The 11,454-nt window shown below is 63.5% G+C and carries 10 protein-coding genes; 7 read left to right on the top strand and 3 right to left on the bottom strand.

All coding sequences use genetic code 11. From position 1 onward, the window contains the following. Position 1 precedes the first annotated feature (1 nt). Positions 2-733 (top strand): respiratory nitrate reductase subunit gamma, encoded by a 732-nt coding sequence (narI, locus tag FFI94_RS14240; RefSeq protein ID WP_138868435.1) that lies wholly within the window; start codon positions 2-4, stop codon positions 731-733. On the opposite strand, the gene FFI94_RS14235 is transcribed toward narI, so the two are convergent. After that, positions 707-1,693, bottom strand: coding sequence for a tellurite resistance/C4-dicarboxylate transporter family protein (locus FFI94_RS14235; RefSeq protein WP_260684122.1), 987 nt, complete (start codon positions 1,691-1,693; stop codon positions 707-709). The two genes, narI and FFI94_RS14235, sit on opposite strands and share 27 nt — an antisense overlap. Positions 1,694-2,163: 470 nt before the next feature. Between FFI94_RS14235 and FFI94_RS14230 the strand changes: the two genes are divergently transcribed. The 3 genes from FFI94_RS14230 (at position 2,164) to FFI94_RS14220 (ending at position 7,284) form a co-directional block, all read left to right on the top strand. Then, the gene (locus tag FFI94_RS14230) at positions 2,164-3,768 is read left to right on the top strand and encodes an ABC transporter substrate-binding protein (protein ID WP_138868433.1); all 1,605 of its coding nucleotides are present in this window, start codon (positions 2,164-2,166) and stop codon (positions 3,766-3,768) included. A 94-nt stretch (positions 3,769-3,862) separates the two neighbouring features. Beyond that, entirely contained in the window at positions 3,863-4,843 is a 981-nt protein-coding gene (locus tag FFI94_RS14225) for a TauD/TfdA family dioxygenase (RefSeq protein ID WP_138868432.1), read from the top strand. Between the two features lie 110 nt (positions 4,844-4,953). After that, positions 4,954-7,284: an arylsulfatase gene (locus FFI94_RS14220; RefSeq protein WP_138868431.1), complete on the top strand. Its 2,331-nt coding sequence runs from the start codon at positions 4,954-4,956 to the stop codon at positions 7,282-7,284. Positions 7,285-7,515: 231 nt separating this feature from the next. On the opposite strand, the gene FFI94_RS14215 is transcribed toward FFI94_RS14220, so the two are convergent. Further along, positions 7,516-7,782, bottom strand: a complete 267-nt coding sequence (locus FFI94_RS14215; RefSeq protein WP_138868430.1) for a hypothetical protein — start codon at positions 7,780-7,782, stop codon at positions 7,516-7,518. 177 nt (positions 7,783-7,959) lie between these two features. On the opposite strand from FFI94_RS14215, the gene FFI94_RS14210 reads away from it, so the two are divergent. Both FFI94_RS14210 and FFI94_RS14205 read left to right on the top strand, forming a co-directional pair. Then, the gene (locus FFI94_RS14210) at positions 7,960-9,096 is read left to right on the top strand and encodes a lipase family protein (protein WP_138868429.1); all 1,137 of its coding nucleotides are present in this window, start codon (positions 7,960-7,962) and stop codon (positions 9,094-9,096) included. After that, complete coding sequence (locus FFI94_RS14205; RefSeq protein WP_138868428.1) at positions 9,093-10,313, top strand: NAD(P)/FAD-dependent oxidoreductase; 1,221 nt, start codon at positions 9,093-9,095, stop codon at positions 10,311-10,313. Before FFI94_RS14210 ends, FFI94_RS14205 begins: the two co-directional genes overlap by 4 nt. A 96-nt stretch (positions 10,314-10,409) precedes the next feature. Here the strand turns inward: FFI94_RS14205 and FFI94_RS14200 are convergent, their stop codons facing one another. Continuing rightward, the gene (locus FFI94_RS14200) at positions 10,410-10,763 is read right to left on the bottom strand and encodes a VOC family protein (RefSeq protein ID WP_138873184.1); all 354 of its coding nucleotides are present in this window, start codon (positions 10,761-10,763) and stop codon (positions 10,410-10,412) included. Between the two features lie 212 nt (positions 10,764-10,975). Here FFI94_RS14200 and FFI94_RS14195 point away from each other — a divergent pair, with 212 nt between their 5' ends. After that, the gene (locus FFI94_RS14195; RefSeq protein WP_185993201.1) at positions 10,976-11,446 is read left to right on the top strand and encodes a hypothetical protein; all 471 of its coding nucleotides are present in this window, start codon (positions 10,976-10,978) and stop codon (positions 11,444-11,446) included. The last annotated feature ends 8 nt before the right edge of the window (positions 11,447-11,454 follow it).

Below are 11,454 nucleotides of genomic sequence, written 5' to 3'. Positions count from 1 at the left end.
GATGTCTGCCGGTGAAATCTACTGGGACATAGTGCCGTACGTCGTGTTGGCAATTTTTGTGAGCGGCACGTGGTGGCGGTATCGCTACGACAAGTTCGGCTGGACGACGCGGTCATCGCAACTGTACGAGCACCGTCTGTTGCGGATCGGTAGTCCGCTGTTTCACTTCGGAATCCTCGTAGTCATCATCGGGCACTTCATCGGACTGGTGATCCCACAGTCGTGGACTGACGCAATCGGGATGAGTGAACACGTCTATCACCTGCAAGCCCTCGTACTCGGGTCGATCGCGGGAGTGGCGACGCTGGTGGGCGCCGGGATTCTGGTGTACCGCAGGCGGACCCGCGGGCCGGTGTTCACGGCTACCACCTGGAACGACAAGCTGATGTATGTCGTGCTGATCGCTGCAATCGTCGCTGGTCTCGCCACGACAGTGCTGGGATCCGGAGCGTTCGGCGAAGAATCCAACTACCGGACGACGGTATCCCCGTGGTTCCGATCCATCTGGATCTTCCAACCCCGCGGCGACCTCATGGCACAGGCGTCACTCGACTTCCACATTCACGTCACGATCGCCATGGTGTTGTTCGCCCTGTGGCCGTTCACGCGCCTGGTCCACGTGTTCAGCGCACCTGTCGCATACCTGTTTCGGCCGTACATCGTCTACCGCAGCCGCGACGACGCCCGGAAGGGCGAACCTGTCGGCTCACGCCCCCACCGTCGGGGTTGGTGAACTCACAGTCCACAATTGCCGCGCAGATGCAATCAGCAGAATGACGCACAGCGCTACCGCCGGCCACACCAGGACTTGGCCCACCGGTTTCAACCAGGGAGCCGACGCCGTCGCCGCAACAGTCAGTGATGCGGCCGACGTCATCCCCATCGGGAAGGCGGTAGACCAACGCCTGACGTCGTATTTCAGTCGAGGCCAGATCAATTCGCAGACAACCAACACGCCGTAGCAACCCAGGACGAGGATCATGAGCACGACGCTCGATCGTTGAAACAGAAGGTGCAGCGATTCCGGCCAGCCCACCGCCTGTGCTGCGGCGGACAGTTTTCCGGCCGCGAGCGTCGAAATTGCCAGGGCGCCACCGAAAACCCAGTGATCACCGGCGCCGACACGTAGCTGATTGAACGAGAACCGCACGAGCACCAACACATAGAATCCCAGGCCGAGTACAAAAGCAGCAGCCGATGGAATCGCGATCCAGTGAGCCGTGGTCGTAGCCGCAAGCGTGGCACCGAGTACGGCCACACCCTGCGTCGCAACGCACAGCAGAAAATGCACGCCGACGGTTGGCGATGTCCAATGCCGAATGACCGCCGGTATGAGCACGATCCACGCCACCAGTGCGATCGCGAGCGCGGCGTACCCGACCAGGTCCCAATCGAGCAGTACAACGCGGGTACCCAGCACCGTTGTCGCTGCCACCCCCGTGAGGGCCGGCGGAGTGTCAGCCTCGTCGACCCAGCGGGCGCGATCGTCGATCAATCTCGACGCGAACACCACAGACAGGACCAGCCAGATTACTGCGCCGATCACCAGCCACACCAGCGAAAAAGTCTCGAAGCCCACCAGATGCAATGCAACCGACACGATTCCAGAAGACATCGCGGCGGCTCCCGCGCCCGGAGGAATTACCTCGAGCGTACGGCCTGCTGTCGATCTCGCGCGATGATCGCCGGTCACCTAACCATGATGCGCGACGACGCGGGAGTGTGTCCTGATTTCAGCGACACGTCTGCGTGATTGTGGATTGGCCAGCGTGACCAATCGGCCTGAAATTCAATACAGAATTGCACCGAGGAATAGCACATGCGTCGGCGAATGGATACGTGGATCGACAGTTAAGATCACCCTGAATCCAACTATTCCCCCAAATACGGGGGAAATGATTGAGTGTGTTCACCGAGGTAAAAGCCTGAAATCTGACCGGAAGGTTGCCGTGTTCGTCCGTGTGCGATGTCTGCGCTGACTTCTTCAGCGCCACACCTGCTGGTGTAGCAATCACTACCCACTGAACTGTTTTTCAGTTCTGGTTGGTCGAGGCGCCAGGACGATCACATTTCATTTCGCCCGTAGGGCGACATCCCACTTCTGCGTAGTCCCGCGCTCAGTTCGCGGCGCTGCGCGCCCTGATATGAAGGACTACACCTGTCGTGAACTCGACTCTTTCAACGGCCGGACTCGATCGCCGTGCATTTCTTCGTGGCAGTGCCATTGCCGCGCTCGCAATTCTCGGTTCCGGATCGCTGGCCGCATGCTCATCGGCTGTCGGCGAACAGGCTTCGAGCGCAGGAGAATCCGCGAATCCGGTTCGCGGGGGCACGCTGACTTTGGCACTTCGGGACGACGTGAGTCCGTCGGCGTTGCTGACCAACACCACCACTGCGGGTGCCACCATAATGGGACTCGTCTACGAGACGCTGACCCGGTATCCGCTTGATTCCGTAGTGCCACAGCCTGTTCTCGCGAAATCCTGGAATCTGTCCGACGACGGGCTGACCGTGACCCTGAATCTGCGGGACGACGTTACATTCCACAGCGGACGACCGTTCACGTCGGCGGACGCCGAGTTCTCGCTACGCACCTATTCCGATCCCAAGTACTCCGCACAGCTGAGAAGTACAGCGACAACTATCACAGGCTTCGATTCGTCGGACCCTCATACGCTGGTCCTGACACTTGCGCACCGCACGGGAAACATCTTCGACCTGTTCGAGTTGGCCCCGATTTTTGACTCCGAGACGTTCGACAAAACCGTGGCGGGTGAATCCTTCATCGGTACAGGGCCTTTCGTGTTCAACTCGCGTACGCCGAACAGTCAGATCACTTTCGATCGGAACCCCGACTACTGGATTGCGGAGCGCCCGTACCTCGATCGAGTAGAGGCACGCATCATTCCCGATTCGCAAGCACGTCTGGCTTCGCTGAAATCAGGTCAGGTCACACTCGTCATGCCGGCATCATTGACCTTCCGCGACTCGCAGACCGTATCCAGGACAAGTGGCTTCGAGACGACGTCTCTCGATGGCGCGGAAATGCAGACGTATCTCGGTGCCAACGTGGCTGCCGACGGACTGACCGACGTGCGCACCCGCAAAGCCGTCGCGTATGCGATCGACCGCGATCGCATCATTAGTGAGGTGTACCGCGATAGTGGTTACGCCGTGAATCTTCCGTGGCCGAAGTCGTCACCGGCGTACGACGCCGCGAAGAACTCCGTCTACACCCGGGATGTTGCCAAGGCGCGCGCCTTGGTGAGTGAAGTGGGCGCACTGCCCACCATCGCGTTGACGTACACCGGTGTGAGTCCGGATTACGAAGCAGTGGCACAGATCGTGCAGGCAAATCTCGCCGAGGCCGGAATTACCGTCGAATTGGATCCCGTCGAATCATCGGTCTTCGTCAAACAGTTGATCGGAGCCGAGTTCAAGGGCTTGTGGTTGACCAGTCATGGTTTTGCACAATTTGTTCCGTCGACATTGACTGTCAGCGCGTACCCGTTCAACGCTGCCCACAATGCATCGAAGTTCAGCTCGCCGGCATATTCGGCGGCCGCAGAAGCAGCGTGGCAAGTGTCGGACGGTTCGAGCGATGAAGCGAAGAAACTGTATGCCGATCTGGGGACACAAATGCTGGACGAATTGTTCCTGATCGAGATCGGTGTGGTGGTCCCACAAGTATCGGCAGCAGCGACCGCCCGAGATCTTGCCTGGACCAAGAACAGTCAGCCGCAGTTCACCAACACCTTCCTGGCTTAGCAGCGAATCCCCGCTAGTCGGCCCCTCTCTGAGCTGCCCGTTCCGCGGATAACACCAAGATCAGCCCTAACTTGCGAAGGAAGAAGGAAAACCCATGACCATCCTCGACATCCGGCCCGACGTCGCCGCCGACATCTACGCCGCCGGCGGCATCACCGTCCGCAAGCACGGCCACCACATCGGCGCGATCATCGACGGCGTCGCCCTCTCGGGAGAGATCTCCGACCAGACGGCCTACGCGATCCAGTACGCGCTCGCCGCGCATCGGGTCATCTTTTTCCGCGACCAGCATCACCTGACTGATGAGATCCAGTACGACTTCGGCGGCCGAATCGGCTCCCAGACCACCACCCACCCGACGCTGCGCTCGGACGACAACAGGACTCTGCTCGTAGAGGGCGCGCGGGCCAACGTGTGGCACACGGATGTCACGTTCATCGACCGCATCCCGAAAGCGTCGATCCTGCGTTCCGCGATCGTGCCCGCCTATGGCGGCGCCACCACATGGGCCTCGACCATCGCGGCTTACGAGCAACTGCCCGCCCCGCTGAAGGCACTGGTGGAGAACCTGTGGTCGGTGCACTCGAACGCGTACGACTACGCCGAGGTGTCCAGCAGGATCGTGGGCGGCCCCGCGCAGGCCGTGGAGCCGGAAGGTTACCGAGAGGAGTTCACCCGCACCGTCTTCGAGACCGAACACCCGGTAGTGCGAATCCACCCGGAGACCGGCGAGAAGTCGCTGCTGCTGGGCAACTTCTTCAAGGAGTTCGTCGGGCTCAAGCCCGCCGAGTCCACGGTGTTGTTCCAGCTGCTTCAAGACCGAATCACCAAGCTCGAGAACACAACGCGCTGGACCTGGCAGCTGGGCGATGTCGCCATCTGGGACAACCGTTCCACCCAGCACTACGGCGTCGCCGACTTCGGCGAGCAGCCCAGGAAGCTCTACCGCACCACTCTCGCCGGAGATGTGCCGGTGAGCGTGCATGGCGAGTCCAGCCGCGTCCGCACGGGCGACGCCTCGCACTTCTCCGTGGTGGACCAGCCGGTTCGGCTGCCGGGCTTCGCGACGAACTGACGTGTACTTACCGGGCGGCGTGGCTTCGGGGTAACCAAGGACCAAGCAGCTGCGCATCGATCTCGTCGGCCGCTCACACGCCCGTCCCTACAAACCAAGGAAGAGTCCCGATGGATCGCACTCAGCTACCTATCCACCTCACCCAGGACACAGTCGAAGCCGCGCACGACGTCCGCCATCAGCAGAAACCCTTCCCCGGACCCCCGAGGGTCACCGCCCCCGACGGTGCACCGAACGTCCTGGTGATTCTGCTCGACGACATGGGCTTCGGTGCCTCGTCGGCCTTCGGCGGACCGTGCTCGATGCCGGTCGCCGAGCAGCTGGCGGCCGACGGGCTGAGGTTCAACCGCTTCCACACCACGGCGATCTGCTCGCCGACGCGGGCGGCGCTGCTCACCGGGCGTAACCACCACAGCGTGGGGATGGGGGTCGTCACCGACTTCTCCTCCAGCGCCCCGGGCTACACCGGCGTCCGCCCCCTGGACGCCGCTCCCCTGGCCCGGACCCTGCGGGAGAACGGCTACGCGACAGGCGTTTTCGGCAAGTGGCACCAAATACCGCAAGACGAGATCACGCCCGTCGGTCCGTTCACGCACTGGCCGACCCAGGAGGGCTTCGACACCTTCTACGGGATCATCGGCGGAGCTGACGACCAGTTTCACCCGAACCTGTACTCCGGCACCGCGCAGGTAGAGCCGCCCTCGACGCCGGAGGAGGGTTATCACCTCTCCGAGGACCTGGTCGACAAGACCAGGGACTGGATCCGGTCGGTGCGCGACGTCGACAAGGAGCGCCCCTGGTTCGCGTACCTGCCATTCGGTGCCACCCACTCCCCCTTCCAGGTTCCCGACTCGTGGCGTGACCGGTACCGCGGGAAGTTCAGCCACGGCTGGGACGAGCAGCGTGAGCAGACCCTCGAAAAGCAGAAGGAGCTGGGCGTCGTCCCGCCCGACACGCTCCTCTCGCCCTGGCCTGACGGTGCTCCGCACTGGGACGAACTCGACGACGACGGGCGCGCCGTCGCTGAGCGGCTCATGGAGATGTATGCGTCCTTCGCCGAGCACACCGATGAGCAGGTCGGTCGGCTGGTCGAGTTTCTCCGCGCCAGCGGGGAGCTCGAGAACACGATGGTCTTCTACATCCTGGGCGACAACGGCGCCTCCTGCGAGGGGCGCCTGACGGGGACGTTCAACGAGTCGCGGACCTACAACGGTCTGCCTGAGACCGCCGCCGAGATTCGTAGTCGCCTCGACGAGATCGGGGGGCCGACCAGCTATGTGAACTATCCCGTCAGCTGGGCCCTGGCGATGGACACCCCGTTCCAGTGGACCAAGCAGGTGGCGTCGCACTTCGGGGGAACCCGCAACGGGCTCGTCGTGCACTGGCCACAGGGGATCTCCGAACGCGGTGACGTCCGCACGCAGTGGCACCACGTCATCGACGTGGCACCGACGATCCTGGAGGCCGCCGGAATCCCGCACCCCGACCGGGTCGACGGGATCAGCCAGCGCCCCATCGAGGGCACCTCGATGCTGTACGCGCTGCGCGACGGCGACGCGCCCGACCAGCACATCACCCAGTACTTCGAGATCTTCGGCAACCGCGGGATCTTCCACGAGGGCTGGACCGCGGTCACCAAGCACCGTTCGCCATGGGACCTGTCGCGGACCGACCCCATCCCGTTCGATCAGGACACGTGGGAGCTGTACGACATCACTCGCGACTTCTCGCAGGCCACCGACCTGGCCTCCGAGTATCCGGAACGGCTGGCCGCGCTGCAGGAGCTGTTCCTGGAGCAGGCTCGGTTGCACCAGGTACTGCCGCTGGACGACCGTGGCGTCGAACGCATGGACGCAGCTGTCGCCGGGCGCCGCAGCCCCGAACTGGGCGGGCGGGTCACCGTGCCGGCCGGCACTCGCCGGCTACCGACCGCGGCGTTCCCCAGCACGTCGAACACGTCGTTCCGGCTGAGCGTGCCCATGGTGGCCGACAGCGACGGGTCCGACGGCGTCCTGGTGAGCCTGGGCAACTCCTTCAACGGACTCTCGTTCTACGTCCGTGAAGGGGTAGTGACGTTCGCCCACAACCTGTGCAGCCTGGTCGTCACGCACGTGCGCGCCACACAACCGCTGTCGGCGGGCGAGCACCTGCTCGAATACCTGTTCACCTATGACGGCGGAGGCATCGGGCGAGGCGGGACCGGTCAGGTTCTCATCGACGGTCAGGTCGTCGGCGAGGGGCGCGTCGAACGCACGGCGCTGTTCGGCTCAGGCCGGCTGACCGTGGGTGCAAATCCCGGCACGCCGGTCACCTCCGACTACGTCCGCGGCGGTGAGTATCCGTACACCGGCCGGATCGGTGAGGTCGCTCTCGAGACCGAGGCCGCCAGCAGCTGGCCCACCAACGCCCAGCGGCTCGAGGCGGAACTCGTCACGCACTGACATCGATCCCAGCCGAGATGAACCGTACTGATCCAGGTGCGCAGCTCATGACTACGGGAGGCACTGCCAGCAGGTTGGCGGTGCCTCCCGTCGTCGACGGTTTGCGAGCACGTCGTCCGTGGCGATCTCGGCACCAAAACCATTCAGTTCCATGGCAAGTCCTGCCACCTGGATCGATTCCTGCTGCTCCGCCATAGTGGGTGGTCCGTCCAATCCGCAAGCGGCCAAAGATCATTCGTCGATCAGATCGAGACTGACATAGCGGCCTGCGGTGATGTAGGGTGCGCAGTCACGCAGCGCAACAACAGCTTCCACCGTCTGTTCTATCGGCTCCACCTGATCAGGGCGAATAGAATCACCGACGAGCGCGGCAGCGCCTTCGCTGAGCATCGCATCGCTGCCCGAGGTTCGATCGTGTTGACGCGTGCCGTCGGCAGGATCGGGATCATCGCGACGACCACCAGCTCGCCCGGACTCTCTCCGGGCCCATGAATCCACCCCTACCACCGTGACAATGCCACGCGAACTACGCTGCACCCGCCCGCGTCTCGGATCACAGACCGGCCCTCGACCGCGGGAGCGGCACCCGAAGATGGTCGAACCGGTATCCCGGCACCTCCCGTACGCGCAGAATGAGAGTTGGCGTACACACCGACGAACCCCGGGAGCGGTGCAATGATCCGACGACGGCTCGGCCAAACATTGATGGTGATCGCGCTCGCCTCCGCGGTCATCTCGACCGCACCCGCCCAAGCGCAGGTGCCGTCACCAGTCACGGCGCCGGGCACAGTCACCGCGACAGATCCCCTGCCCCAATCCTTCTGGATCCCCGGCGCCGTCAACGGATCAAAGCTCACCTATTGGTCCACGGGCCCGCTCAGCCGGCCCGCGTTGAGTACGGGTGCGCTCTTCCTTCCTCCCGGTGATCCACCCGAAGGCGGCTGGCCGGTCATCTCGTGGGCCCACGGCACCGTAGGCATTTCCGACAAGTGCGCCCCCACCGTGACCGGGACCGTCGGCAGTCCATACCTCACGAACTGGCTCTCGCAGGGCTACGCGATCGTCGCGACCGACTACGTGGGACTCGGCACGCCGGGAATCCACCCGTACCTGGACGGACCGTCGCAGGCACACAGCGTGATCGACATGGTGCGTGCTGCACGTGCGGTCGAACCGTCGCTCTCGCCGCGGTGGGTGGCACTCGGACAGTCTCAGGGCGGGCAGTCCGCGATGGTCACGGCAGCGATCGCGACACGGTACGCACCCGAACTGGACTACCGGGGCGCGGTCGCGACCGGAGCGCCGTCGAATCTGGAGAACCTTGCACCACTCGTAGGGCCGGACTTTCCTCGATTGCCACTGACCGGCAGCACCGTGTTCGTCTCGTACATCCTGTCCGGACTCCGGGCGGCGCGACCAGATCTCGACATCGATCGTTACCTGACACCGCGCGGCACGGACGCCCTGGCCCGAGCCGAAACCGACTGCTACCAGGAAATGGCATCGGACCTCGGCGACGTCACGATCGGCGATCTGGTGAACCGGCCGCTCGACGATCCCGCGGTGCTGGCCGCTGCTCGCGGCATGCTGGAGATCCCGACGACCGGGTACGACCGGCCCGTCTTCCTCGGGCAGGGGCTGACGGACGAGATGGTGCCGGCGCCGCTGGCGGTGGAACTCGCGGCCGAACTCGCCGCCAACCGCCAGCCAGTCACATTCCGCACGTATCCGACGGGGCATATCGAGACCATGCGAGCTGCACTCCCCGAGAGCCTCTCCTTCGTCCGGAACCTATTCGAGCCGTACGCATGAGCGATGTCATCATCATCGGTTCCGGATTCGCCGGACTATGGGCCGCGCTCGGCGCTGCCCGGCAGCTCGACGAACTCGGGATACCGGCCGGGCAGGTGTCGATCACGGTGCTCAGTGCCCAGCCATTCCACGACATCCGGGTGCGCAACTACGAGGTTGATCTCAGAGCCTGCCGTATCCCGTTGGCCGATGTCCTCGCCCCGGTCGGGATCGCCCATGTCGCCGCGGAGGTGACCGCAATCGACACCGATACACGGACGGTCATCGCCAACGCCAGCGGTCAAGTGCAGGCGTATAGCTACGACCGTCTGGTGCTGGCAGCGGGTAGCCGTGTAGCCCGGCCCGATATCGCGGGCCTGACGGAGTTCGGGTTCGACGTCGATACCTACGACGGCGCAATGAAACTCGACGCCCATTTGACCCTGCTGACCGAAGGACCCGTGACATCAGCCGCGGCGACCGTGGTGGTGGTCGGGGCCGGCCTGACCGGCATCGAGACCGCGTGCGAACTGCCAGGTCGGCTCGCGGCCCTGTTCGGCGCCGACACGGCGTCGCGCGTGGTGCTGGTGGACCACAACCCCCACGTCGGATCAGATATGGGCGCGTCGGCCCGGCCGGTCATCGAAGCGGCATTGTCCAACACCGGTGTAGAGACACTGACCGGCGTGAGCGTGACCCCCGTCAGCCAGGGCGGGGTGACGCTGTCGTCGGGTGAGTTGGTGCCCGCCGCGACGGTCATCTGGTGCGCCGGCATGAAAGCAAACCCGTTGACCGCGCAATTCCCGGTCGAGCGTGATCGGCTCGGGCGGCTCCCGGTCGACGACTATCTCCAGGTGATCGGTGTGCCAGGCGTGTTCGCTGCCGGCGACGTCGCCGCCGCGAAGATGGACGATCAGCATCAGTCAGTGATGTCCTGTCAGCACAGCCGACCGATGGGCCGATACGCCGGTTACAACGTGATCAGCGATCTGCTCGGCAATCCGATGCTGACCCTCCGCATCCCTTGGTATGTCACGGTTTTGGACCTAGGCCCGGCGGGCGCGGTCTACACCGAAGGCTGGGATCGGCAAGTTGTAGCGACCGGCGCAGAGGCAAAGGCCACCAAGAACACCATCAACACCCAACGCATCTATCCACCGTTGACCCGCGATCGGGCCGCCCTACTGACCGCCGCCGCGCCCGAACTGCAGACGCGGCCGGCCCGCGGACACCAATAGCCCACTCCGGGGCGGTCCTGTGCACTGTTGCACTACTTCCCAGTCCCGTTCCCAACAGCTGAACACTACGAACTCAGACGTGAGGCGTAGTTCCGGTCAGTAGTGGATCCGGAAACCGCCGATGAATGTCAGGGTGTTGCCGTCAGGATCGCCGATACTCGACAACTGCACGCCTTTGTTTGCATCCACCACCGCACCCATCGTCAGCCCTCGCATACCGACTGCCTCACGGTGTGTCGTGAGGTCGTCCACGGCAAAATTGAGCAACGCCTGACCCGCGCGACTAGCGTCCACCGTGACCTGTACCCAACCGGTTTCAGTGACACGCCATTCTGCCAAGTTCACCATCGGGCGATTGTCAGGCTCGCGTCCGAACAAACTTGTGTACCACTGCACTGCCTCTGCAAGGTCTCGAACGGGGACAACAGCGAGGACATGATCGATCGACATGAGTTTGTACCTCTCGACGTAGACGACGGCGCTCGTACTCAGATACTGACCTGACGGAGCGAACAAATTCATCGGCGAGTTTCGGAGAACGGAACCCAACTTCTGCGGTACAGAGTCTGTGAGGCGACAGCTGAGATACTGGCATCGTGTACCCCTTCGGTCGTCGAGAGCAAGTGCTGACCGCGACGTGGACAGCGTCACGCGGAGTCGAGGTGACGTACTCAGACTTGCCTGACCCGTGGCTAAGTGCGCTCGATCGCTTGAGCCACGACTTGCTGGTGCGCCAGTACGGCGGCTGTATCGAGCACATCGACTGGGTTGCCGAATACGACCCCGAAGGCGGCGCGGGATGGCTCATGAGTTCGGTGACCATCGCCGGCCGCAGGCCGGGCAGACTTGGCTGCAGCGGAAGTGGCGCGCCCGTTGACGCTGATGAAGAGATCATTTTGGTGTCCATGGCGGACCTCGTTCAAAACGAGGTGGCCGATGTGTGTACCGCATGGCTGTGGGGCGACGAGGGTGGTTTCATGAGCTCTGGGCTCATCGGTGAAGTTGCGATGTGGAAGGACAGGAAGGGAAGCACCACGCGCATCGGGGATCTAGTCCGGACTACGTCCACGATGGCCATTGACACGCCGCACGTGGTGAGCATTTCGACGAACATCGACCACCGGCCCGCGTGAGCCTCGAT

It is taken from the genome of Rhodococcus sp. KBS0724 (assembly GCF_005938745.2).
Classification (GTDB): Bacteria; Actinomycetota; Actinomycetes; order Mycobacteriales; family Mycobacteriaceae; genus Rhodococcus_F.
This window is presented reverse-complemented; position numbering and strand designations above follow the sequence as displayed.

Bases quoted from the DNA above. Each gene is read 5' to 3' on its own strand.
- FFI94_RS14210 (WP_138868429.1), top strand. From the start codon at position 7,960: ATGATCCGACGACGGCTCGGCCAAACATTGATGGTGATCGCGCTCGCC.
- FFI94_RS14225 (WP_138868432.1), top strand. From the start codon at position 3,863: ATGACCATCCTCGACATCCGGCCCGACGTCGCCGCCGACATCTACGCC.
- FFI94_RS14205 (WP_138868428.1), top strand. From the start codon at position 9,093: ATGAGCGATGTCATCATCATCGGTTCCGGATTCGCCGGACTATGGGCC.
- narI (WP_138868435.1), top strand. From the start codon at position 2: ATGTCTGCCGGTGAAATCTACTGGGACATAGTGCCGTACGTCGTGTTG.
- FFI94_RS14200 (WP_138873184.1), bottom strand. From the start codon at position 10,763: ATGTCGATCGATCATGTCCTCGCTGTTGTCCCCGTTCGAGACCTTGCA.
- FFI94_RS14220 (WP_138868431.1), top strand. From the start codon at position 4,954: ATGGATCGCACTCAGCTACCTATCCACCTCACCCAGGACACAGTCGAA.